Annotated in this window: 23 protein-coding genes and 3 pseudogenes; 19 read left to right on the top strand and 7 right to left on the bottom strand. The window is 66.4% G+C overall.

Annotated features, from left to right (window positions below; translation table 11 throughout):
- Window positions 1-666: 666 nt before the first annotated feature.
- Window positions 667-1,251, bottom strand: coding sequence for a hypothetical protein (locus BMY89_RS17275; RefSeq protein ID WP_092381025.1), 585 nt, complete (start codon window positions 1,249-1,251; stop codon window positions 667-669).
- A gap of 258 nt (window positions 1,252-1,509) precedes the next feature.
- A complete protein-coding gene (locus BMY89_RS17270; protein WP_092381024.1) occupies window positions 1,510-1,866 on the bottom strand; it encodes a nucleotide pyrophosphohydrolase in 357 nt (118 codons plus the stop codon).
- Between the two features lie 165 nt (window positions 1,867-2,031).
- Between BMY89_RS17270 and BMY89_RS17265 the strand changes: the two genes are divergently transcribed.
- Both BMY89_RS17265 and BMY89_RS17260 read left to right on the top strand, forming a co-directional pair.
- A complete protein-coding gene (locus BMY89_RS17265) occupies window positions 2,032-3,903 on the top strand; it encodes a DUF2075 domain-containing protein (protein WP_198414031.1) in 1,872 nt (623 codons plus the stop codon).
- A 104-nt stretch (window positions 3,904-4,007) separates the two neighbouring features.
- Window positions 4,008-4,642, top strand: a pseudogene (locus tag BMY89_RS17260) (methyltransferase domain-containing protein).
- 383 nt (window positions 4,643-5,025) lie between these two features.
- Here the strand turns inward: BMY89_RS17260 and BMY89_RS17255 are convergent.
- Complete coding sequence (locus BMY89_RS17255) at window positions 5,026-5,259, bottom strand: VHL beta domain-containing protein (RefSeq protein WP_092381022.1); 234 nt, start codon at window positions 5,257-5,259, stop codon at window positions 5,026-5,028.
- Window positions 5,260-5,323: 64 nt separating this feature from the next.
- On the opposite strand from BMY89_RS17255, the gene BMY89_RS17250 reads away from it, so the two are divergent.
- From BMY89_RS17250 to BMY89_RS17195, 13 genes and pseudogenes are all read left to right on the top strand, one after another.
- Window positions 5,324-5,680, top strand: a complete 357-nt coding sequence (locus tag BMY89_RS17250; RefSeq protein WP_092381021.1) for a hypothetical protein — start codon at window positions 5,324-5,326, stop codon at window positions 5,678-5,680.
- A gap of 491 nt (window positions 5,681-6,171) precedes the next feature.
- Window positions 6,172-7,275: a septum site-determining protein Ssd gene (gene ssd / locus BMY89_RS17245; RefSeq protein ID WP_092381020.1), complete on the top strand. Its 1,104-nt coding sequence runs from the start codon at window positions 6,172-6,174 to the stop codon at window positions 7,273-7,275.
- Window positions 7,272-8,096 (top strand): annotated as a pseudogene (locus tag BMY89_RS17240) (TadA family conjugal transfer-associated ATPase); the annotation flags it as partial. The gene ssd and the pseudogene BMY89_RS17240, both read left to right, overlap by 4 nt.
- Before the next feature lie 1,192 nt (window positions 8,097-9,288).
- Window positions 9,289-9,543, top strand: coding sequence for a helix-turn-helix domain-containing protein (locus BMY89_RS17235; protein ID WP_092381019.1), 255 nt, complete (start codon window positions 9,289-9,291; stop codon window positions 9,541-9,543).
- A 419-nt stretch (window positions 9,544-9,962) separates the two neighbouring features.
- Entirely contained in the window at window positions 9,963-10,130 is a 168-nt protein-coding gene (locus tag BMY89_RS30430; protein WP_170147702.1) for a hypothetical protein, read from the top strand.
- Window positions 10,127-12,253: a hypothetical protein gene (locus BMY89_RS17225; protein WP_092381017.1), complete on the top strand. Its 2,127-nt coding sequence runs from the start codon at window positions 10,127-10,129 to the stop codon at window positions 12,251-12,253. The genes BMY89_RS30430 and BMY89_RS17225 overlap by 4 nt, the downstream gene beginning before the upstream one ends.
- Before the next feature lie 1,115 nt (window positions 12,254-13,368).
- Window positions 13,369-13,590 (top strand): hypothetical protein, encoded by a 222-nt coding sequence (locus BMY89_RS17220; RefSeq protein ID WP_092381016.1) that lies wholly within the window; start codon window positions 13,369-13,371, stop codon window positions 13,588-13,590.
- Window positions 13,587-13,802: a hypothetical protein gene (locus BMY89_RS17215; protein ID WP_092381015.1), complete on the top strand. Its 216-nt coding sequence runs from the start codon at window positions 13,587-13,589 to the stop codon at window positions 13,800-13,802. Before BMY89_RS17220 ends, BMY89_RS17215 begins: the two co-directional genes overlap by 4 nt.
- Window positions 13,802-14,419, top strand: coding sequence for a plant Invertase/pectin methylesterase inhibitor family protein (locus BMY89_RS17210; protein WP_092381014.1), 618 nt, complete (start codon window positions 13,802-13,804; stop codon window positions 14,417-14,419). Before BMY89_RS17215 ends, BMY89_RS17210 begins: the two co-directional genes overlap by 1 nt.
- Window positions 14,420-14,590: 171 nt before the next feature.
- A complete protein-coding gene (locus tag BMY89_RS17205) occupies window positions 14,591-15,115 on the top strand; it encodes a hypothetical protein (RefSeq protein ID WP_092381013.1) in 525 nt (174 codons plus the stop codon).
- Between the two features lie 11 nt (window positions 15,116-15,126).
- Window positions 15,127-15,498, top strand: a complete 372-nt coding sequence (locus BMY89_RS17200) for a hypothetical protein (RefSeq protein ID WP_139217963.1) — start codon at window positions 15,127-15,129, stop codon at window positions 15,496-15,498.
- Window positions 15,495-16,067: a hypothetical protein gene (locus tag BMY89_RS29930; RefSeq protein WP_139217962.1), complete on the top strand. Its 573-nt coding sequence runs from the start codon at window positions 15,495-15,497 to the stop codon at window positions 16,065-16,067. Before BMY89_RS17200 ends, BMY89_RS29930 begins: the two co-directional genes overlap by 4 nt.
- Before the next feature lie 874 nt (window positions 16,068-16,941).
- Window positions 16,942-17,142 (top strand): YegP family protein, encoded by a 201-nt coding sequence (locus BMY89_RS17195; protein ID WP_092381011.1) that lies wholly within the window; start codon window positions 16,942-16,944, stop codon window positions 17,140-17,142.
- A gap of 65 nt (window positions 17,143-17,207) precedes the next feature.
- Here the strand turns inward: BMY89_RS17195 and BMY89_RS17190 are convergent, their stop codons facing one another.
- Window positions 17,208-17,408, bottom strand: a complete 201-nt coding sequence (locus BMY89_RS17190; protein WP_092381010.1) for a hypothetical protein — start codon at window positions 17,406-17,408, stop codon at window positions 17,208-17,210.
- A gap of 489 nt (window positions 17,409-17,897) precedes the next feature.
- Between BMY89_RS17190 and BMY89_RS17175 the strand changes: the two genes are divergently transcribed.
- On the top strand, window positions 17,898-18,182 hold the full coding sequence (locus BMY89_RS17175; protein ID WP_092381007.1) for a hypothetical protein: 285 nt from the start codon (window positions 17,898-17,900) through the stop codon (window positions 18,180-18,182).
- A gap of 28 nt (window positions 18,183-18,210) precedes the next feature.
- Here the strand turns inward: BMY89_RS17175 and BMY89_RS17170 are convergent, their stop codons facing one another.
- Window positions 18,211-18,465, bottom strand: a complete 255-nt coding sequence (locus BMY89_RS17170; RefSeq protein WP_092381006.1) for a hypothetical protein — start codon at window positions 18,463-18,465, stop codon at window positions 18,211-18,213.
- Complete coding sequence (locus BMY89_RS17165) at window positions 18,462-18,680, bottom strand: hypothetical protein (protein ID WP_092381005.1); 219 nt, start codon at window positions 18,678-18,680, stop codon at window positions 18,462-18,464. The genes BMY89_RS17170 and BMY89_RS17165 overlap by 4 nt, the downstream gene beginning before the upstream one ends.
- Before the next feature lie 156 nt (window positions 18,681-18,836).
- On the opposite strand from BMY89_RS17165, the gene BMY89_RS29925 reads away from it, so the two are divergent.
- Window positions 18,837-19,586, top strand: a complete 750-nt coding sequence (locus tag BMY89_RS29925) for a hypothetical protein (protein ID WP_139217961.1) — start codon at window positions 18,837-18,839, stop codon at window positions 19,584-19,586.
- Here the strand turns inward: BMY89_RS29925 and BMY89_RS17160 are convergent.
- Window positions 19,516-21,141 (bottom strand): recombinase family protein, encoded by a 1,626-nt coding sequence (locus BMY89_RS17160; protein ID WP_170147703.1) that lies wholly within the window; start codon window positions 21,139-21,141, stop codon window positions 19,516-19,518. The two genes, BMY89_RS29925 and BMY89_RS17160, sit on opposite strands and share 71 nt — an antisense overlap.
- Here BMY89_RS17160 and BMY89_RS17155 point away from each other — a divergent pair.
- Window positions 21,123-21,572, top strand: a pseudogene (locus tag BMY89_RS17155) (TadA family conjugal transfer-associated ATPase); the annotation flags it as partial. The gene BMY89_RS17160 and the pseudogene BMY89_RS17155 sit on opposite strands and share 19 nt — an antisense overlap.
- Window positions 21,569-22,738, top strand: coding sequence for a type II secretion system F family protein (locus BMY89_RS31475; protein WP_307818711.1), 1,170 nt, complete (start codon window positions 21,569-21,571; stop codon window positions 22,736-22,738). The pseudogene BMY89_RS17155 and the gene BMY89_RS31475, both read left to right, overlap by 4 nt.
- The last annotated feature ends 11 nt before the right edge of the window (window positions 22,739-22,749 follow it).

Genomic DNA, 22,749 nt, shown 5'->3' with positions numbered 1-22,749 from the left:
CCCAACGCGGGGTTGCGTTGGGGCCTTCCGGTCTATTTCGGGCACAAAAAAACCCCTGCCTGCTCGACAAGGGTTCTGGCGATGTGGAGACACAGTGGTGCCCTGTTGTGAGACCTACATTAGCAAGATCATCGGTGACGGGCAATGCTTGGTGGGTCGGTCTGATGCGGCGGGTTGCTGGTCAGCCGGCACGGTGCCCGACGCACGCGGAGGGCTGGAGAGTTGTCGGAGGTTTCGTAACGCCCTGCGGGAACCGCCTCTTGCCAGTGCTTACGTTGCAGTCCTGCTCTGCGTTACTTCACAAGATCATGGCGTAGCCCAGAGTCAGCATGGCTATACAGCCATCCGTACAGCCAAGCCCACCGGCGGACCCAGTCCGGGGTCGACGGCGGGCGACAGGGCGAGCAGGCCAGCGGCAGTCACCGACACTGGCCGACAGCAGGCTTGATCCTTGCAAGGCAGGGGTAGCGCGCTCGCGGCCCGCCCTGCGGGCGGCCTCCGGCCGTCCTCGGGCGTCCGCAGCGCCGTGCAGAGTGCCAGCAATGATCTTGGATCGCCGCGCCGGCAGGAATCCCGGACGCGCAGGTAGCGGCCACAGCGGGTGGCTTGCCTCAGTCGCCATCCTAAACCGTGTGTCCCGGGCGCGGGAATCCGATCAGGCCTCTTCTATGCCCTGGGCGGTGCTTGAGGAAGCCCGCAGCGCGGTCTGTCCTTCGCGCGCTGCGCGACGTGCTGGCGCCAGCGCTCAAGGTTCTTGGTGCGAGTCGTCTCTGCGGCCGCTCGGCATCGGCGCATCGTGTCCGACTCGTCGGGTAGGCGGTCTCCACGGATGTACGCACCAAGGAGCTGCAGCGCCTCCTCGATCACGTCGTATCCGATCTCTTCGAATTCCTCCCCGTTGTCAACGAATCGCGGAGCCGACTCGATGAGAGACAGCACCTCGGTTACCTGCTCGAACCGCTTGCGGGCGTCTGCCTCTGTCACGAGTAGAACTTCGGAGCGGAGCCCATCGACTTCCTCGCTCCACCAGGGCTCCGAGGTGTCTAGTGGCTCGTTGTGAGGGTCTTGAGCTTTGACGAAGATGCGTCGGAAGCTGAGCAGCGATGCGCGGATGGCAAGCCCGGCTTCAGCCGCTCTGGCGTCCCTTGCCTCCCGTCTCCGCTGACGCCCTTCGAATGACTTGCCGAAGATGGTGAGCCCTCCGCCCACGACCGCCCCGGCAAGAGTGCCGATCAATGTGCCCCAGTCCACTCATGCAGTATCCAAGATCCGAGCATTGGCAGATCAACCCGCCGGCTCGTCCTCTCGGCCGGTCGCACGTAATCACAGCACCAGCCGGTGCCCTCTTGCCGACAGCAACAGTGAGAGCAACGGGGTGGAACGACGCCAACCGCCAGTAGCCGGGCGAGTGTGGAACCCCAAGCTCAGCTACAACGACGGACGTTCTCGGGCGAGCCGCACAGAGCTTGTCAGTGAGGGCTAGCTATGGTGTCGTGCTGCCGCTGAGAGCTAGTTCTCGTATGTGTCGTACTTGTCGCTGCGACCACGCGACCGGTCGACGGGGTAGCGGCGGGCGTTGAGGTCCATCTTGTCGCGCAGGGCCGTGGCCAGGTCGACCTCAAGTACGTCCGCCAGGCGAAGCAGGTAGGCGAGGACGTCGGCTAGTTCGTGACGTACGGCGTCGGCGCGGGCCGGGTCGGCCATGATCGCTGCGGACTGCGCCGGGGTGAGCCACTGGAAGATCTCCAGGAGTTCCCCTGCTTCGCCGGCCAGAGCCATGGACAGGTTCTTGGGGTCGTGAAACTGCTCCCAGTCGCGTTCCTGGGCGAAGCGCCGTACCTGTTCTTGCAGCTCGTGGAGGGTCATCCGCCATGGATACCATCCCGCCGCCGGCGCCCGTGGTCACGTGCCCTGTCCCACGACATGCCGCGCACGGTCGCCGTCGATGGGATGTCGGTAGATGCGTGTACGGTTCCGGCCGTACCTCCGGTATCCGACTGGCTTCACGCCACCATGAGAAGGAGCAGAGCCGTGGGCTCACGCTGTCTGCTGCGCCGTACCGTCGCTGAGATCCTCGCGACCGACAGCAACACATTCATCGCCGAACTGGAGCACGCCTTTCGCCTCCAGCTGGGCAAGCGCCCGACCGAGAGCGAAATCAACTCCTGGCGGCGGAGCATCCCCACCATCACCCAGGCACTGGCCGCCGAAGGGCTCCACCAGGTCGTGGTCCTCGTCGAGCTGCGGGGTCCGTTGACCAATAGTCGGATGGACCTGGTCCTGGTCGGATCTCATCCGACGGACGGCCGGCCGAGCGTCGTCGTGGTCGAGAACAAGCAGTGGTCGAAGGTGGAGCCGGTGCCCGCCTCCGAACTGGTCAAGGTGCCGGGCATGCCAAGGGACCAGGTCCATCCCGCGAACCAGGTTTGGGCGTACTGCAACACACTCTCCAACTATTTGACCGCGCTGGAGAACGCCCGCGTCTACGGGATCGTCAACATGCACAACGCCTCCAGCGCTGACCTGCGCCCGGTGCAGCCGATGACGATGGGGCTCGACCCGGAGGTATGCCGCAACGTCCGGATTTTCGGTGACGACCAGCGCGACGACCTCGCCAGATTCTTCCGCTCCGTGCTGTCCGCCACTGATGCGGCCACCAACGCCGACTACCTGCTCAAGTCGCCCGTGCGGCCGACCCGCGCTCTGATGACCGCGGTCAGCGACGCCGTGCTGCGTCGCACCGTCTTCACCCTGCTCGATGACCAGCGTCTCGCGTACGACCACGTGCTTCGAGCAGTTCATGAAGCCAACGCCAACGACCACAAGGAAATCATTCTTGTGGTCGGTGGTCCTGGTACGGGCAAGAGCGTCATCGCAGTCGAGGTGCTCGGAGCCCTCAGCCGAATGAATACCCCGGTGGTTCACACCACCGGCAGCAAGTCGTTCACCGAAACCCTGCGCGACCAGCTCGGCACCACCAACCGCCGCGCGAAGCAGGTCTTCACCTACTTCAACAACTACGCCCACGTCGACCAGAACCGGATTGACGTCCTCATCGCGGACGAGGCGCATCGGATCAGGCAGACCTCGAACACCCGCTTCACCCCCCGCGACCGCAAATCCACCCTGCCCCAGATCGAGGAGCTGATCCGCGCAGCGCGGGTCCCGGTCTTCCTCCTCGACGAACACCAGATCGTCCGTAAGGGCGAGGTCGGCTCCATCGACCTGATCAAGCAAGCAGCCAAAGACTTGGGTGTCAACGTCACAGAGGTGCACCTACGCGACCAGTTCCGCTGTGGCGGCTGCCAGGAGTACGTCGACTGGGTGGAGGAGCTGTTGGGCCTTGCCGGTCATGGCCCCCGATTCTGGGAGCCGCTGGACAGCTTCGAACTCTGGCTCGCCGACACCCCCGAGTCGATGGAACGTTACCTAAAGGCCCAGCTTGACCGGGGTCTGCAGGCACGCATCGCCGCCGGGTACTGCTGGCCCTGGAGCGATGCCCGCCCGGACGGCAGCCTCATCGACGATGTCGTGATCGGCGAATGGAAACGACCCTGGAACTCCCGGGCCAACCGCACGCTCAACGGCATCCCACCAGCCGACCTCTGGGCCACCCACCCCGGGGGTGAGGGGCAGATCGGCTGCGTCTACACCGCCCAAGGACTGGAGTACGACTACGCCGGCGTCATCCTCGGCCCCGACCTCGTCTGGCGCTCCGGAGCCTGGGCGGCCAACCCCAGGGCGAGCCACGACAGCAAGGTCAAGGGCGCCGCCAACTTCGACCAACTGGTCCGCAACACCTACAAGGTGCTCGCCACCCGCGGTATGCGCGGAGCCGTCCTTTACTCCGTCGACCCCGAAACACGCTCCATGCTCGCCAGCCTCGGCGTCCCAAAGATCTGAACAATCACGGCAGCCGGGCGTCGGGAGGACGCCCGGCTGTTGGGCTCAGCCACGCCGCCGAGACGGTCACGGCGGGCTACCGCGACCGTCTCGGCCCGTCGATAATGATCGACATGCCCCTCCGATACGCCGATGTGCTCAGACCGCTACGTGAGGCGTATGACGCGCGCGCGGCCCAGCGTGACGCGCTCACCAAGGAGCCGTGGAAGCTGGCGGAACGGCAGGCGTTCCGTGACCGGCTGGCACCGGGCGCGCGGCTGCTGGAGATCGGTGCCGGCACCGGACAGGACGGCGTCTACTTCCAGCAGGAGAGCTTCACCGTTGTCGCGACTGATCTCTCACCAGTGATGGTCGAACACTGCCGGGCCAAGGGCATCGAGGCCCACGTCATGGACTTCTTGCACCTGGATTTCCCGGCCGGCTCGTTCGACGCGGTGTTCGCGATGAACTGCCTACTGCACGTACCCAACCACGACCTGCCTGCGGTGCTGGCGGCGATCCGGGCGGTCCTGCGCCCCGGCGGGCTGTTCTTCGTGGGCGTGTACGGCGGCAACGAGAGCGCCGAAGGCCCAAGAGCGACGACGAGCACGGGCCGCCGCGCTTCTTCTCCTGGCGAACCGACGAGCAACTGCTCGGCTTCGCCGCCGCATGGTTCGACGTCGTGGACTTCCACTCCGTCGGCGTCGGCCGCGGCCACCGGTTTCAGTCACTGACGCTGCGTTGCCCGGACCCCGAGTAGCGGACCATGGTCTATGGGCGGGTCAGAGCCGCGTCAGGACCTCAGGCTGCGGTCAGGACTAGGGCGATGCCACGGTCAAGGTTCCTAGGCAGCGAGCGTAGAGGACTAGGCGGGGACCGGCGGCTGCGACGCCTGATCGAAGACCTCGAAAGCGTGGGAGGGTTTCGGACGGACGACAGACGACCAAGCTATCGGAAGCCCTCGGCCTTTCACTCGCACCGTCAGCGGATCGTCAGCGAACGCCTTACCACGTGGCGACTCTCGATCATGCTCGACAGCACGACCGGTACGCCTGACCACGCGATACGCCGCTCGATCACACTCGATACGACGGCAGGTCACTTTCCCCCCGACGGGGGTCGTCCCTTTGCCGGGTAAGCGCTCTACCGGATCACGGCCCGCGCGGGCGTGCGGGTCGGTTCGAAGCAAACCAGGGCCCGGCCCCGTCCGTCGGTGACCACCCAGGGATGACCGACGTACGTGTGTTGCCGGTACGAAGCGTCCGGTCGCAGCACCGCGTACTGCCTGCGCTGGCCGCGGTGGTCCAGCCAGTAGATGATCACCGACCGTGATCTGCGGTTGACGAACTCGATGCTTGTCTCGGTGCCACCACTCACCGAGCGGAGGCCGTGCTCCCGCCAGGCCGGTAGCGGTGTCAGTTCCCGCGGCTCGGGTGGACGGGTGGTCCGGGGCGGATTCGCTGGCCGGCTGGTCGGTGAACTCGGGCTGGCGCTGGTCGGGCCGGGGCGCGGCGTGGATTCCCGAGTGGCAGAGGAACGTGCTGTCGGCGTCCGGCTGGGTGCCACCGGACGGGAGGACGAGACTCCGGCGACGGACGACGAGGCGGCCGGGGTGGACGGTGACAACGGCGTGCCGAGGGATGACTGGTCATTGGAGGCCGGGGTGATCGGCGGCGGGATGACCCATCCGCTGGGCGGCTGCGGGTCGGCGACCGACGGCGGCTCGGCCGTCGGCCAGAGCACGGCGACCATGAGACTGGCAACCGCGCCGGCAGTGCCTACCAACAGGAGCAGGTGACCTTTGCGGCCGGTGCCGGGCCCGGTGGGCTCGACGGGCGTGAGGTCGGTTTCCTGCCCAGGTGGCGGTGGGGACGGCGGCTCGCTGGCCCGAAGGAGCGGTGTCGTCGCTGGGGCCGGGGCCGTCGGCGGTACCGGCGGTGGGCGGTAGGAGCGCGGGTCGAACAGCCACGGCCCGATCCGAAGCCTCGGCTCGGTATTGGCGTCGTCGTGATCTGGGGGCTGCTTCATGACCTCGATCCGGCGAGGAATGCCGTTCTGCCGACGGCACGGGACGTCGATTATGCGTGGTCCGCGTCACGTCCCGCCATGGATGACGAGGGTCGAAATGTACGCGGGTGCGGCTGGTTCGCATAACAGATCAACGAGCGTGGTGGGTGTTGTCCACAGGGGAGCTGGTTGTCCACAGGTCGGCCCGTCGGGGCGACATCAGTGGTGCGGCCGGCGGCAGGGTTCGACAAGTGAACCCGCGCCGACCACCTGGAGGCCACGATGCCACCCCGTACCTCCGTCTCGCCGCACCGGCATCCCCCGCTGGTCGTCACCTCGGACGCCGACCTGCTCGACGACCTGCTCCGGCTCGCTGCGGCCGGCGGTGTCGAGGTGGAGGTGGCCGCCGATCCGGCAGCCGCCCGGACCCGCTGGCGACCCGCCCCGCTGGTCCTCGTCGGTAACGACCAGGCGCAGCCCTGCCTGCGGGCACGGTTGCCGCGCCGCTCCCGGTTGGTCCTGGTGGGCATGGCCGGCGACGTCGAGTCCGGCTGGCAGGTGGCCGACCTGCTCGGTGCCGAACACGTCGCCGTGCTGCCGGCTGCCGAGCCGTGGCTGGTCGACCGGTTCGCCGAGTGTGGGTCCGAGGGAGTGCCCGCAGCCGGGGCCCGGATCGTCGGCGTGGTCGGTGGCCGGGGCGGCGCAGGTGCCAGCATCCTGGCCGGCGGTCTCGCGGTCTGCGCCGCCCGGGCGCGGCTGCGGACGCTGCTGCTCGATGCCGACCCGCTCGGCGGCGGCCTCGACCTGGTGCTCGGCTGGGAGCAGTTGGAAGGGCTGCGTTGGCCGGCACTGACCGGGACCGACGGGCGGGTTGACGCCCCAGCCCTGGTGCGGGCGCTGCCCAGCCGGGGCGACCTGGTGGTGCTCTCCTGGGATCGTGGCGACCTGATCGCTGTGCCGGCCGAGGCGATGGCGGCCACCCTGGACGCGGCCCGTCGAGGGCGGGACTTCGTGGTCGTCGACCTGCCCCGGCAACTCGACGACGCGGCCGTGACGGCTCTCCAGGCGGCCGATCGAGCGTTCGTGGTGGTGCCCGCCGAGCTGCGGGCGACCGCTGCCGCGGCCCGGGTGGTCGCAACCGCCGCCCCACACTGTCGCGACCTGTCGGTCATCGTCCGTGGTCCGGCCCCCGGCCGGCTCCGTGCCGCCGAGGTTGCCCGAGCACTCGGCCTGCCGCTGGCCGGCACCCTGCGGCCGGAGCCGGGGCTCTGCCGAGGTCTCGAACGGGGCGAGGCTCCGGCCGCCGGCGGACGTGGCCCGCTGGCCGAGCTCTGCCAGCGGATCGTCACCGACCTCACCGGCCAGCCCGCGGCGGGTGTGGCGTGACCGGGGAGAACCTCGCAGCCCGCGTGCGGCAACGGATCGCTGCCGGCACCACGCCGGTCACCCCGGCCGCAATCGTCTCCGCGGTACGCGCCGAGCCCGATGCCGCCGTGCTCGGTGACAACGCCCTGCTGCGGATAGCCGGCCAGGTGCGCGACGACCTGGTGGGGGCCGGTCCGCTGGCACCGCTGCTGGCCGACCCCGAGGTGACGGACGTCCTTGTCAACGGGGCCCGGGTGTGGGTCGACCGGGGGCAGGGGCTGCACCAGGTCGCGGTGCCGGTGGGCACCGCCGACGACGTACGCCGGCTAGCGCAGCGGCTCGCCGCCGGTGCCGGCCGTCGGCTGGACGACGGATCGCCGTGCGCGGACGCGCGGCTGGCCGACGGTACGCGACTCCACGCGGTGCTGTCGCCGGTGGCGACCGACGGTCCCTACCTGTCGCTGCGCACCTTTCGGCAGCGACCATTCACCCTCGACGAACTGGTCGCACAGGGTGCCGTGGCCCGCCCGGTGGCACCGGTGCTCGCCGCGGTGGTGTCGGCCCGGCTCGCCTACCTGGTGATCGGCGGCACGGGTTCGGGCAAGACGACCCTGCTGAACACGCTGCTCGGACTGGTGCCGGCCACCGAGCGGATCGTGCTGGTCGAGGATGCGGCCGAGGTGCGGCCGGTGCATCCGCACGTGGTCGGGTTGCAGGCCCGTACCGCCAATGTGGAGGGGACGGGTGCCGTCGGCCTGAGCGAGCTGGTCCGGCAGGCGTTGCGGATGCGGCCGGATCGGCTGGTGGTCGGCGAGTGCCGCGGCGGGGAGGTGGTCGACCTGACGACATGACACCGTTTCAAACACCGGAGTGGCCATGCGGAAGCCTTCGATAGATCACAGAAGCTGCGACCATCCCCGAACGAAGAGAAGCCGAACGCTGTGCCGTAGGGGGAGGGCTGGACTCCCCCAGTCCGATCCCCAGGACCGCCACCGGAAGTGCGACCACCCGGCGACATCGGCAGCGCGGACAGCCTGCAACAGGCGCAAGCGTGAGGAGCGGGTTTGGATCAATGACGGTCCGCCCCTCGTGCTGAAAGACATCCGGGATCCTGACGTGCGTACCAAGGTCCGGCGCATCGCGGCAGAGCAGGAAGCCCGGCTAGCGCTGCGGTTGATGGCGTGCGGGTTGCACATCACCCAGCGGTGACTGTTAACGACGCCACCGAAACAGCTCAGCCACCGCTTTGATGATGGCGGGCCGGTCCTTCGGGTCAGTTCCACGCAAGGCAATCGCGATGATCAAGACGATCCCCGCTACCGGCACACCGAGGGCGGCAGCTACTGCCGTCGGCTCTGCGCTGATGAATGGTTCAAGATTTACGATCCACATCTCTTCCCCTCCTCCCTGGTCGGGCGAGGGCGCGTCAACCCAGCCCGGCCAGTGCGTCAACACTGGTCTGGCTGAGTCCGCGTTCCGGCGATCGTGGATCTCAGTACCGAGATGCACTTGCCTCTCGGGTCTTGCGGGTGGTGCCTACCAACTCGGTATAACGTCTAACTTTGGCTGCTCTGCCGCCGGAGCACAGAGAGCCCTCCTCGTGCCCGGCATTGCGCCGTTGCTTCCATTGCGGACGCTGGCTGAGGGTTAATGTCTCCCCGGCCACACGGCCAGGGTGTTTGGCGACAGGTGACAGGATACCCGACCCACGCCACGGATGCGACGACCGCATATAGAGGCTCCTCAGATCGTCCGAGAGACGCGGACCCGTGCGGGTCGCGGTATCCGGTGGTGTGGGCATCCCGCTACGGGCTGTGACGAACTCAGAGCCCTCGTTGACTAGTTGCATGTTGACGTATTGTTGATCCAACACCGGACGCCGTATCGGCGGTTGTTCCGGGGTGGCGGGTGGCGCTGGATCGACGCCCCCTCGTCTCAAACCGAGGAGATCCATCAGCGGGATACGTCTCGTCTACCGGCGCTTGGTGGTTCCTCGGTCCGTCCCCTTCGGGACGAGAGACAGGAATACCCCTCATGTCCAAGTTCGGACACCAGCCGGCGCGTCTGTTGCTACGGCGTCGCGGCTACAAGCTGAAGGATCTTGCCGAGCAGATCGGCGTTCCTGAGATGCACTTCCGTCGTGCGTTGGCGGGCCACATCCGCCCCAGGCCCGAGATCATCAGCGATCTGCCGGCGGTGGTCGGCCTCCCGCTCACGAAGCTGTTCACCGAGGTTGTTCTGGCCAAGCCGTACGACGCGAGCAAGAACCCGTGGCGGGACCTGTCGTGAGTGCTTCAAGGAAAAGGCTCGACTTCCGTCCCCGGACCATCGTCACCTGCTGGCCCGAGAGCGAATGGCCGCAGGCCGAGACGTTCGAAGAGGGCTGCGTGCAAGACGCCGTTCGTTCTCGACGTGCACAGGGTCTGCCGCCGGTCATCCAGGACCCGGCGACCGTCCGCGACTTGGCCGTCCTGGTTCGCAAAAGGTGAGGGCCCCCGCACACCCATGCGAAGGCCCCCGAAACTAGCAAAAAGGATATGTGAACCATTATGCCTGGCACCCCTAAGCGAATCAACTCCTACCCGCGACCGCTAGAGCCGATGGTTGTTGAGGCCATCCGCATGACTGGCCGAACGCCTAAGACGAAGGAAGACCGAGCGTTTCAGCGGCTCCTGACCGACCGGGCCAAGCGAGCAGGCGATAAGGGCTTGATCCTGTTCGTCCTGTGGGAGTTGAACCAGGTAGATACCCCGGCGGATCTGGAGATGTTCTACCGGGCGCTGCGTCCGTACGTCGCCCACGTCCCCAAGTACACCGCCCTGATCGACGAAATCTACGCCGAGATGTGGCACCACTTCCTGGGCGGCCTGTCGTGAACCGCGAGCGGGCCGCGCGTTATCTGCGCCGGATGTTCGGCAGCCACACCGGCTACGTCGCGCTAGCAGCGAAGCGGACCGATCAGAAGGGGATGTCCGACCGGAAGCGGTTCAGGTGGCCGGGGCAGCAAAACGCCATCCTCGACTGGGCCGAAGCCGAGTCCGCCAAGGGTTACAACGTCTTCGTTTGCCCGGCCCTGCGCGACAACGAGGGCGAGCCCAAGGCAGGGGCTGGCGTCAACCTGCGGTGGCTATGGGCCGAGGTCGACTGGCAGACGGTGCCTGAGACCAAGCGTGCGGAGGTCGAAGTCCGCATCAAGGAACTGGCTACCTTCAAGGTCCGGTCGGGATCGACTCACGACGGGCGCAGGAACGTCCACGTCTACGTGAAGCTGCCCCGTGTGGTGTCGGGCGACGAGCACTACCAGCTCAACACCGGACTCAAGGAGTATCTGTACGCGGACGCCAAGCAGAGCGACGTGTCCTACCTACGGTTGCCCGGCACGTTCAACCACAAGACATCCGACCCCGTGCCGGTGGGAATGTTCAAGGGCACAGGCCGGCAAATCTCCAACGACGATCTGAACCGCCTCCGCACACGGGCGATGCGCCGGGCAACCGCCCCAGCCGAGTGGGAACGGGTCGACGTGTCTCACGTCGCGAAGCGGTGGAAGCGGCTGGCCCACACGCTGCCGGGGTGCCACCCGATCGCGGACAGATCTAAAGCCCTCTGGGCGATCATCGGCGACCTCATCAAGGCGGGACTTACTAAGGATGAGATTCACACGCTGATGGACGATGCGCCGATGGCTCTGGCCCGTGACAACCCTGACCGCGTGCACCAGGACATCGAGAAGCGGTGGCAGGACGACGCCGGACTCCCGGTGCCGCTGACCGACGACGAGTTCTGGACCGCACGGCCCGAACTAGACCGCATCCGTACCTTCGCCCGAGCGCGCCGGGTGTCACCGTGGGCAGTTTTCGGCGTGGTGCTTACCCGCGTGGTTGGAGAGGTTCCGTCATATGTCGTCGTACCTCCGCTGGTGGGCAAGGCCGTCAGCCTGAATCTGTTCGTAGGGCTGGTGGGCGAGTCGGGCGCGGGTAAGGACTCGGCAGTAGGCGTAGCCGAGGACGCGATCGAAGAACACGGAAGCGTGACCGTGCTCAACATCGGCAGCGGCGAGGCCATCGCTCACGCCTTCGTCGAGCGAGACGGCGACAAGGTGCGACCTCACGGCACGGGCAGCGTCCTGTTCCAGGTAGGGGAGATTGACACCTTCGCGAGCTTGACCCAGCGCAAAGGGGCCACCCTCATGCCTGAGCTGCGCAAGATGTACATGGGTGAGCGGCTGGGCTTCCACTACGTCGACAAGACCAAGCGACTGCCGGTGGAGCCGCACACCTACCGGGCTGGCCTGATCGCGGGCATCCAGCCGACCCGTGCGGGGGTGCTGCTGGAAGATGCGGACGGCGGCACGCCGCAACGCTTCCTGTGGATGCCGACCGCCGACCCCGACGCTCCGGATGAACGACCGGACCTGCCTGACCGGCTGGCGTGGCGTCCCCCATCCTTCAACAGCGCAGACCCCGCTCAGCTCTATGAGATGGGCGTGCCGGACGAGGTCCGGAAGGTGATCGACCGGGCGAGGTTGGAGCAGTTGAAGACCGGGCGCAGTTCGCTCGATGGTCATTCGCTGCTGATGCGATTGAAGGTCGCGCTGGCGCTGGCGCTCCTAGCGCGGCGGACAGCCGCGACGGGTGAGGACTGGTGGCTGGCAGGACTGGTAATGGCGAAGTCGGACCACACGCGGGCTGGGGTTGTCGAAGCGCTGGCCCGGCGGTCCGCGTCGGTCAACCACCAGGGTGCGCGAGCCGAAGCCGCGCGGGCAGCGGTGGTAGCGGAAAGCCTGGACGACTACGCGATCAGGCGCACAGCCAAGTGGGCAGCGAAGAAGCTTGTCGGGCGCGGCTGGGTGCCGCATAGCGAGCTGAGGCGGGATGCGTCGTCGCGCGACCGACCCCACTTCGATGATGCGATGGACCGCCTGATCGAAGCCGGGCAGGTTGAGGCGCGTGAGGCGAGGGACGGCGGTCGGTCGTACCGGACCACAGCCGGGAGTTAAGCCGGGTCGGGTGGGGTGGACAAGTGGACATTGTCCACCCCATGAACGGAAAACAAATAATCAACCAACGTGTATATTGCCTGTTCAACAACAGCACGCTTGATCTTATATGGGGTTACCGATTGCGGGGTGGGGTGGACATGTCCACCCTGTCCACCCCATCCAATGCTGAACGTCGATATGACGTCCAAACGGCCGGTGTGGATGTACGACGACGGACGGCCCTCTTGCCTTCGGGTGTGGGGGCTGCGTCCGTAGGTTTGGTGGCGTGATCTGTGCTCTCGGTTCGCAGGGAAGCCGACGCAGTTGTCTCACGCCCCTGGAACGCTGGTTATCGACACACCCGCCCGGCCCACCAGCACGCACGGGAAGGGTCTCTAATCGTCCACAGAGGCCCCGGCGTGCCGGGTGGGTGCGTGCGTGCGGGATCGGGGTGCCCGGGTGGCTCTGGGTGGAACTGGAGGGCGTTCCTCGACCAGTGGGCCGGCGGGGGCTGCCGTGTGGCCGAAGAACGAAAGAAGGGGCACGAGCGGCAGCAGTCGATCGACCATAGCGCGGGAGTCCTGGCGTATCGCGGGGTCCGGGTGCACACTGCCGACGACAGCAAGGCCCAGTGTGGTTGCGACATATGCCCCGCCCACGCCCACCCAGACCAGCGGGTTAATCTTCGTCAATCCTTCAGTCATGCCCAGGCACGCTACACAGTTGATAGCCGCGCCGCCCGGACGTGTGGCCGTGTCGGTCGGCACTCACCACGCCTGACCTCGCATTCAGATACCCAACGACGAGGGAAGAGTAACCAATCGGCTGAGGGTACCGTCAGCGTTGCAGGCAAGATATAGATACAACACAATGCGTATTATGGTGTCTCTTCTAGGTCCCGCCTCGTTCGTGTCCAAGTCGGAGTTCGATCGTGCGGCAAAATGGTTGTGCCGACGTTTCGTGACGGCTCGGAGGAGTGATGGGCGCACGAGGTCGAGCAGTGGAATTCCCTATCCGGCTTCCGCTGCACATGTCAGAAGCGCAGCAGTACCGACTACAAGCGATCGCCCTTGACAGGGAGCTATCGCTGGCCGGTGCAATGCGCTACCTAATCGACAACTACGGGAGGGACTATGAAGAAAACCAAGGACAGTCGAATAAAGCCGATCCAGGAGGCCGGCGGGCACAAGCGACTGAACCCCGCCAAGGGTGATCGGGCACTCGCGGACCTGTACCGGAAGATCACCGAGGCCAAGCAGAAGGCAACCGCGCTCGCCGCGTTGCAGGTCGACAACGGGCCGAGCGTCAGGGCTGACGTGGCGAAGCGGTTCCCGGCGCTGCGGCAGGGCCGATGAACCCCTACCAGTCGGCCACCGACCACCTGGACTCCCTCGTGGACCGCACGGGTGAAAGCGAGTTCGGCGGTGTGGGCACCGACCCGCAGCCGTACCCGCACGAGCCGACCGCCTCGGAGAGGCTCCGGGCGATCTACCAGACCGACCCGACCGATCACCTGGCGCACGTCGACACCGACCAGCAAGCGCCTTCCCCTCACCGGAGCATCTGATGATCTACGACAACCTCACTCAGTCCCCCTGGCTATCCGACTGGCGGCAGTTCTACGACGAGGCCGAGAACGTCTCGCCGAGGGTGCGGCGGTTGACCAAACGAGCAATCCAGAAGGCCGAGGCCGGCCTCAAGACGAAGCACCGGCAGTCGTACCGCGAGAAGCTGAAGGTGCGGAACACCAAGCGCAACGAAGGGGTCATCGGGCGGTGCGACGAGTTGATCGAGGACCTGGAAGACCTGATCGATGCCATGGAGTCGGGCCGGGTCAGCCCGTCAGACGTGCTCGTGAAGTGCCGGAACACTGAGGCCGAGCACGGCCGGATCACCGACCTGCACAACGAGCTCATCTGCCGGTGCGACCCGGACGAGGACTGCCATCCCGGATGTCGAGAGGCTGAGCTGGAGAAGTTTGAGGCCCTGACCCCGGACGAGTACCAGCGGGAGTTGCCGAACCGGTTCCGGGTCCTGGATTCCGAGGCTGGGCCATACCGGACGCTGGGCAGCGTTCTGGAGGAAGAGGCTCGTCTCGATTGCCAAAGCCCGTCGTCCCTCTCAGCGCCGGTCGGCAGCACCGACGCGCCTTCGGCCGACGACATCAACTGGTCTGAGAGCTGACCAAGGACCGGGAGGACCGGGCCGCTGCTGCACTCCCTCGCGGCGCGCTCGGTCCTCCCTCCGTAGATCACGCAATGGAGGTGTGGTGTGGGCAATCGGGAACTGTCTCGTGATCCGGCACAGATCCGTAGGCGGCTTCGGTACGGCACCGACCCGAAACGAGACCTCGCGATGATGGCCGAGGAGGGCCACATCAAGCCGGTATCGGAGTGGGACCTAGAGGAACTGGGCCGCGGCTACCCCCGGAACAAGGACGGAACCTTCGCCCGTAGGCGTGCCACTGACTGGCTGGCCCCGGCCGTCCAGGCAGAGCGGATGAAGAGGCTCAAGCAGGCAAGTCACGACGCGCTGATGACCCACGCGAGCGACGCGATGAAGGTCCTCGGCCTGCTGGTCAACGACCCCGCGACTCCGGCTGGCGTCCGGGCAGACATTGGCAAGTTCATTTACGAGCAGCTACACGGCAAGGCGAAGGCTCACGTTGACGTAGACGCCAAGGTCGGGCCGCGTGACGCTATCGCTGCTGCGATCGTTCTGGACGACGGGTTGCCCCAGGATGCACCCCTCGTGCTTGAGGGTGAGTTTACTGAGGAGGAAGACGACCCTGGCGACGCGCCGATGCCGGGTGTGGACGACGAGGAGAACCGGATGCCCCGACCCCTGCGTGAAGCGCACAAGGAAGGGCGGATCCTGTGAGGAGGGAATCGGTGAATGAACCGAGTGCTAAGGAAGTGACGCTTCAGGAAGTCATGCCCGACCTGCTTGCCCTTGCATGGGAGCGGCTCAACCGGCTCGCCTTCAACGGTGAGATGCGGATGCCAACGATCGAGGTCGTACCGGGCAAGGAAAGTTCGTATACCTGGAACAACAACGGCAGCCCGGGAACTATCCGGATCGGCGCGGCCGTGGCCGATGGCGACTACACACAGGCGCTAGGCAGTTCCGCGCACGTGCTGCTGCACGAGATGGCGCACCAGTATGTCGCGGAAGTCAAAGGCAAATACCACGCAGGGGATGGTCCCGTCTTTCAGCGCGAGCTTCAGGCGGCCTATGAACGACTGAAGGGGGTTCAGCAGTGAGCTACGGAATCCGGATCTTTAATTCTGATGGGGCCACTGTCTTTGCCGGGGGTGAGCTCGGGGGCGGTGACGAAGGGGTGGCGGTCATCAACCCGGCAACGGCGGAAACCACCAAGCTCACCGATTTCATCTTTGGCCCCCGCGCAGCGGCTATCTCCGGAATGGGGACTCGCAGCTCATCGGCGTTTGGAGACCTAACCGGTTCGGCCGTGGGGCCGGCAGTGACAGTCGCCATCGGCGATACTGGCCGCGCGATGGTCTTCTGGTCGGGTTCGATGGGGTCTACCGGTGACTGGGAAACTCATGTCACTGGTGGAATCTCGGTGGCTGTCTCAGGGGCTACGACGATCGCGGCTGATGGAGATTATTCGCTGGGGCCAAGGCTCCAGTTCCCAGCCTCCCCCAACCCGGGTAACGCCCTCTGCTCCGGCTCCTGGCAGGGCGCAATGATGACCTTCTTCGAGGATCTCAACCCCGGACTGAACACCTTCACCCTGAAGTACCGCAACCTTGAGGGCTCGAACGCAGTCCGGTTCGAGTCTCGGCGGATCGTGGTGTTCCCGTACTGACTTTGCCCCGTCTGCGGCCAACTGAATGCCCTTAGCCAGCGCCTCCCGCCGTCACCGGTCGGGGGGTGTTGGCCAGTCGATGGGCATGACGTCTTCAGTACAGGCGTCGGCTGGCAGCGGTGCCTTCGTAACGATCTGAATACCCTCCACGTTGATCCGCCGCACAGTGCCGTCGCATCGGCTAGGGGTACGCGCCACTACCCCCGGGCCGATTTCGGGCGTCAGCGTGGCTCTCAGGGCGTCTGGGGCCCTGCTGTCGGCGGGGCGTCCGGGGAGTGCGGTACTCTTGGGCATCGACTCGCTTGGGGAGGACCGGCCGCTTGGCCGGGGGCAACGTGCTATGCGCTGCCGGGGTCGGGGGCGGAAGGGTTCTGGCTTTCAGGAGGATTGTTCGAAGATCAAGTTCCCGGGGGGAGCTTCGTTCAGCACGCGGGCGCGAGGGGTGGACCTGGCAGTCCGGCGGTCGCTGCTGCGTACGAAGCGATCTTGACTCATCGTCGCCGTTGGCGACTACATAGAGTTGCGAAGAACGTGAGGGTGATGATCACCCCTGCGGCGGTGGATATCTCTCTTCTACTAGATATCGTGGCCCAAAGGCCAAACAGACTCAACATCTAGTAAGTACGCCGGTGTAGTTCAGCTTGACGCCATCGAGGATCGCCCCTACTGTGAGCGACGAGACGAGTAGAGCCCCGGCCAGATGCCGAGGTTCGACATCCGTCCGGGGCTCAGTGCAACTTTGGCGGCTGCACTTGAACTCTACAACTGGAATGGCCTGGCAGTGGTCTCGGCCCCTGTCACATTTCTGTTAATGGATGGCTCGCCTCACCGCGCATCCGCCGCTTCCAGTCGGTGGGCGTAGAGAGATATCTCGATGGAGTTCCAGATCCGCAACGCGCAGGGTAATCAGCGGTACTACTGGCGGATCGTCGCCAGCAACGGCCAGGTGCTCGCCACGTCGGAGACCTACTACAACAAGAGCGACGCGCAGACCGCCGCTCAGTCGGTCAAGTCGAACGCTGCTTCGGCCCCGATCGTGGACCACACCGGGACCAGCTCGTACGGCCGCTGGTGACCTGATGGGGCTGCCCCCGGCGTGAGAACTTCCTTGCGCCGGGGGCGCTTCCCGTTCTGGATCGGTCAGCCCGGCGTGTCTTCGTCAGTCGGGCTGGGGCGGTTCTTGGCGATCCAGGCCCGGACGGCTTTGCCATCCCAGACGCGGCCCATGCTCAAGGTGGCGAGGGGGTCAGGGAATCCCTTGCGCCCGACGATGATCGTGGCGCGCTGCTTGCTGATCCCGCCAAGCAGATCACGGATCTCATCCAGCCCAAGCAGCTCCACAACCTGACGGCATGGTCCCAGGGTGGTGCCCTAGGGGGAACAGTATGAGGCAACGCCTATGGGGGTTGCCCTCGTACAACTCCCCGTGATGCCATGGACACATGGCCCGACGCGTCACATTTGCGGAGTATCTGACGGCAGTAGCCCTGACCCTGGCCCGTCGACATCAGCCCGTGTGGTCGTGGATCAAGTGGCGGAACGTCTGCAAGTGCGGGAACGAGCTGCCCTGCCGGACGAGACACCGCATCCCGATCAACCGGGGGCACTGGCCAGGTGAGGACCGGTGACCACACACGGGCCGGTACTCCCGATCTGGACCTGTGGCGGGTGTGGATCGCCCTGGCCCTGCCGGACACGTCGCGCCGAGCTGCAAGCCGAGTACGACAAGGCCCCGGTATCCCTGGCGTTGTACTTGGGCTCTTGCATGTTGGCAGCCAGCCAGGACATGGGATGGGCTCCGGCCGGGCTGCTGCACCGCAGGTTCCTCGGATGGCTGCCGTGACCACACCCTGCGCGGGTGACCTGCTCCGCGTGGGGCCTGAGGCAAGCGTGCAGTTCTGCCGGCCGATCCTGTTCCGCGTGATTCGGGTGCTGGACCGGACCACCTACGACGGATGGATGTGGTTGGAGGGGTACCAGCTCAACGACAAGGGCGACGCAGTGGATCGGCGGGCCATCTTCGTCCAGCCGGCCGGACTGCGGGTTGCCCCGGTACCCGTGGCGGTCGGGCAACCGGGGCGGAAGAGGGCTCCCAGCCGTCGCGTGACGGCCTAAGCCGTATCGGCGGGTATCCCCGCATGGGTCAATCGTTCAGCGTGTCTGTGCGGGCCATCGGGTGATCCTCGGTCCCGTCGTGTTCGTCCTTACCGCAGGTGATGCATGGGGGAGTCACCTTCCCCAAGAGCAGCGCCGCCTTGGCGTGGGTGTGGCCGATACGGGCCAGCATTGCCTGAGCACCGGTGAGGTCGTGATGTGCCAGGCGGTCCCTGGCCGCATCATGCACCCGATCGACCAGCGCCTTGAACCGATCGAACGCGGCGAGTATGTCGGCGGTCACTTGGCCTCCGTAGCCTTGGCGTGGTTCGCCCGGCAAGCAGCCCTGCCCTTGAGGTCACGGGGGTGTCCACACCCCGCGTGGTTCAGCCGACCGTTCTCGGCGACCGTCGGCGCGAACTCGGGCTTGGCCGGCGCAGCCTTCTTGGCCGGCGTCTTGCGGGTGGAAGCTCCGGTGGCCTTGGCGGTGATGGTCGTGGCGGGGGTCGGCTCCGTCATGGTGTCCTCCGTGGTCGGTTGGTCCGTTGCCCAGCCAACGTAAGAGGACTCCTGACCAGTCCTAACCCCCTTCCCATCTGGTCTGAGACTTCGTCTTCATCTGGTGGGACTGCCGCGTGACCTGGGCATGTCGCATCGAGGCCCTACCCTGGCCGAGTGCTTGCTGCCGAAGCTCCGAAGATCACCGACTGGATGCAGGCGTGGGGGAGCATCGCCGGTCTGGTGATGTCAACAGCCGCCGTGCTCTTCACGGGTCTGCTGTTCCGCCATGAGATCCGCGTACGTCGCGAGGAGCGGCGGGACAACGAAGCGGCGCAGGCTAGGTTGATCATTGCGACTATCGCGGAAGTCGTGAAGGAGGGTGGCCGGGTCGTTGGCGCGGAATTGACTGTCGTCAACCACAGCGATGCTCCGGTCTTTGACGTATACCTGTATGTAACGAACTGGCAATTAGAGCACAAGGGTATGTTCAAAGGCTCTTCGAGTAGGCCGATTGAGATTCTGCAGCCCGGGGAAACCGGGTATGGCCGGGTAGTGTTCGATCAATCCTGGCTACCGCCTCGCGCGCGGCGGAGCTACATGTGGGCTGCGGTCTCCTTCTTCGATGCCGCCGGTCTAAATTGGGATAGGAAGGGTAGTGAGCATCCGGCAAGGATCATTGATCCATTCGATCTTCAGCCAGGTCTTCTTGGGCTGGCGTGGCAGTATCTGTGGCCGCTATCAGGCGCGGTGAGTTGGATGCGGAAGTGGCACCAAAACATCAGGCGTAAGGTTGAGTCGCATATGCGAGGGAAAGTCTTCGAACGTGAGCAGGGTCATCGATTGACGGGCCAGGCTACGCCCACCATTGCACCGACACACGCTGGCGGAGCACTCGGGCGCGGTGGAGGTCAAGCCGCTGACTGAACGCCTCGGGATCCTCGCCTCGGCGGGGGGTGAGGTTGCTTGCCACACCCGCCGGGTGCCGCGAAACCTCGATGCGCTCGATGACCGAGGCCAAGATGGTCCGCTTCCAGGTGTCGTCCTTGTCCGCCCACACCGCGCGCAGTTCGGCACCGGACGGCAGGCGGGTGTGGACCCGTGACCGCGTGGCCTTGGCGAGCGCTGCCCGATCGGCCTCGACTTGTTTCATGATCTTGGCTCGGCGTCGGCGGTACTCAGCTTTGGTGATCTCTTCTGCGTCGTACTCGTCCTCGACTCGTACCAGCCGGCGCTCGCCGTCAGCGATCGACTTGCGCAGGGATTCTTCCGCCTCGTCGATGTCGTCGGCCTGGTCGGACATGGCCGCGCGCAATTCGGGGGAGTCAGCGGCCTGGAACACCTGTTCAAAGATGTACCGCTCCAAGTGCGCCATCTCGATACGCATGCTGCCACAGCCGCCGGTAGCCAACTGGTTGCACACGAATGACAGTCGCCGCATTCGCTTACCCTTGACGACTCGGGTGCTACTCATCGACACCATGACTCGTCCGCAAGTTGATTTGTCCTTCATCGCCCCGGCGCAGAACACCAGACCCGACAGGGCGTACTTCCTGGCGTTGCCGTTGTTGAACCCCCGTAGCTTGCGCTCCGGTGCCGCGAGCAGGGTACGGACCCGTTCCCAGTCATCCCGGTCTACGATTGCATCCCACGTCGCCTCATACCGCTGGCCATCGAGTTCCCGATATCCGGCTATCGTGGGGGAGGTTACGACCCGCTTCAGAGTGCGGGGGTGCCATCCGGAGTTGTCGTCAGCATTGAGACGTCTTCCGTTGTCGTCGCGGAGGAACCCGCCCGATTCGGTCCGGGCGTATCGCTTCCAGCCCGTACGCCGTCCCTGGCTGTTCCAGTCAGTGCAGATCCCGTACAGCGATTCACCCGCTAGTAGCCGATCGATCGCGTCCGTCACCCAGGCGGCGTGCTCCGGGTGTGGCCGGAGATCGACCACACGCTCCCGGCCCCTGACCACTTCCTTAACTGCCAGGAAGCCGAACGGGGGCGTACCGCCGTGCCATTCGCCGTTCTCGGCCCGCTGTTGCGCCGCTCGTGACACTCGTTCTGATATCTCTTCCGCTTCCTCCGCATCCCGTCGAGCGTCGTCACGAGCGCGGCTACGACCCCGGGCGGTGGTGTAGTCGATGTCGCCGGCCTTGACCGTAGAGATAGGGATCTTGCGTTCTTGAAAGAGCGGGATCAGCCGCTCGTGTTCCATCGGCCGACGGGTGAGGCGGGAAGTGGAGTAGGACAAGATGGCGTTGAACTCGCCCGCCTCGACCCGCCGGATCATGTCCTCGAAGCCGGGACGTGGTTTGGTTGACCGGGTGGATGCGCTGATGTCGTTGTCTACGAACACTTCCAGCACATCCCAGCCGAGCCGCTGGGCAAGGGCTTCACAGTCCTGCCGTTGCCGGGCGACGCCCAGCTCACGGCCTTCCTTGTCTCGGCTAATCCGGCAGTAGATAGCGGCGCGTTTCGTCTCCACGGCCGGACCGTACCCCGGTGTTTGAAACAATGCCACTGGTACTTCTCTCGGCCCTCAACACGGGTCACGACGGCGGTGCCGGGACGATGCACGCCAACACCCCATCGGACGTACCCGCCCGTCTGGAGGCGCTCGGTCTGCTCGGCGGGCTGCCGCGCCTGGCGCTGCACGCGCAGGTGGCTGCTGCTCTGCAGGTGGTCTTCCAGATTCGCCGTACGCCGCAGGGACGCGTGCTGGAGTCGATCTGCCTGCTGCTGCCCGAGGGGCCCGACCGGCTGGTCACTGCTGTCCCCGCCTGGGTCCGCGGCCGTGGGCTGGGGCTGGCTGCCCGTGCTCTCGGCAATCTGATCCGAAGCCGCGATGTGCCGGTACCACCGATCCTGTGTGAGCCCTGGCCCGGATCGGCAGCGCGCAGCGGAGCGCCGACGTGAGCGGCGGGTACTGGTTTGTGGCGGTGGCGCTGTTGACCCTGCTGGCCATCGTGCTGCGCCCGATCCGTGCTCGCCTCGTTCGGGGCCGGGTCACGGCTGGCCGGGTGGAGGCCGACGATCCACTGATCGACTGGGTCGTCGAGCTGCGCGCGGCGGGCAGGCAGACCGATGGCGACGGTCCCGGTGACCTGCGTGGGGTCGAGCGGTACCGGACGGGTGTGGGGTGGCCGGTGGTCACCGGCGTGGTCCGTCGGTCGGCCGGCACCTTTGGGCCGATGCCGGCTCCGCCGAGCTCAGCTGCCGTGTCCCGGGCGTCGTTGCCGGCTCCGCCGAACTCGCCCGTCGTGTCTCGTCCGCCGGGATGGCGAGGCAGTCGTGGCCCGACCCGAACCGCTCTGCCGGGTGCGGCGCCCGCGACCGGCCCGGGGCGGTGGGCGGCTGGGCCACGGCGCACCCTGCTGTTCACCGCGCTGCTGGGCGCGGGATCCGGTGGGCTCCTCGGCGGTCCGGTGGCGGCGGTTGCCCTGGCCGGATATGGCACTCTCGGCGTGCGGGCGCTGCTGCGGCGCGGTACGACGGTCCGGGTGGCAAAGGCCCGCCGGGAGCGGTTGGACCAGTTGTGCGCCCTCGCGGCGGACCTCCGGGTCGGACTGCCGGTGCCGGTGGCCGCGGAGGTGCTGGGGTTCGGTGGTGTGGCGTCGACCGTCGTCTCCGCGGCGGGCCAGGCGGTTGCCGTAGTGGGGGCCGCGGCGGACGGCGACCGCGATGGCACTGTCGACGGTGCCGTCCCGGTCGACAGGTCGCCGAGGGCCGCGACCCCGGTGGACCGCCCTGGTCGGCTGGCTCAGGCCGCGATACGCCTCGCCGACCGTACCGGGGCTCCGCTGGCCGAGTTGGTCGAGCGGATCGAGTCCGATGCGCGGTCGACGGAGCGCGGGCTGGCTGCCGCTGCGGCTCAGGGCGCCGGGGCTCGGGCGACCGCCTGGCTGCTGGCCGCCCTGCCGTTGGGCGGCATCGGTCTCGGCTACGGAATCGGGGTGGATCCCCTCCAGGTGCTGCTGCACACCCCGGTAGGTGGTGGCTGCGCGATCGCCGCGGTGATCCTCCAGGCGATCGGGTTGCTCTGGGCGGAGCGCCTCGCGGCCGTCCCGGGTGGGGACAGCTGATGGCCGCCGTG

Source organism: Micromonospora phaseoli (assembly GCF_900109115.1).
GTDB classification, from domain to species: domain Bacteria; phylum Actinomycetota; class Actinomycetes; order Mycobacteriales; family Micromonosporaceae; genus Micromonospora; species Micromonospora phaseoli.
Note: the sequence above shows the minus strand (reverse complement) of the source record. Positions and strands in the feature narration are given on the sequence as shown.

What these genes read in the sequence shown, in the direction of transcription:
- BMY89_RS17235 (WP_092381019.1), top strand. Translation starts at nt 9,289, where the DNA reads ATGTCCAAGTTCGGACACCAGCCGGCGCGTCTGTTGCTACGGCGTCGC.
- BMY89_RS17195 (WP_092381011.1), top strand. Translation starts at nt 16,942, where the DNA reads ATGGAGTTCCAGATCCGCAACGCGCAGGGTAATCAGCGGTACTACTGG.
- ssd (WP_092381020.1), top strand. Translation starts at nt 6,172, where the DNA reads ATGCCACCCCGTACCTCCGTCTCGCCGCACCGGCATCCCCCGCTGGTC.
- BMY89_RS17220 (WP_092381016.1), top strand. Translation starts at nt 13,369, where the DNA reads ATGAAGAAAACCAAGGACAGTCGAATAAAGCCGATCCAGGAGGCCGGC.
- BMY89_RS17215 (WP_092381015.1), top strand. Translation starts at nt 13,587, where the DNA reads ATGAACCCCTACCAGTCGGCCACCGACCACCTGGACTCCCTCGTGGAC.
- BMY89_RS17210 (WP_092381014.1), top strand. Translation starts at nt 13,802, where the DNA reads ATGATCTACGACAACCTCACTCAGTCCCCCTGGCTATCCGACTGGCGG.
- BMY89_RS17175 (WP_092381007.1), top strand. Translation starts at nt 17,898, where the DNA reads ATGGCTGCCGTGACCACACCCTGCGCGGGTGACCTGCTCCGCGTGGGG.
- BMY89_RS17205 (WP_092381013.1), top strand. Translation starts at nt 14,591, where the DNA reads ATGATGGCCGAGGAGGGCCACATCAAGCCGGTATCGGAGTGGGACCTA.
- BMY89_RS17270 (WP_092381024.1), bottom strand. Translation starts at nt 1,866, where the DNA reads ATGACCCTCCACGAGCTGCAAGAACAGGTACGGCGCTTCGCCCAGGAA.
- BMY89_RS17165 (WP_092381005.1), bottom strand. Translation starts at nt 18,680, where the DNA reads ATGACGGAGCCGACCCCCGCCACGACCATCACCGCCAAGGCCACCGGA.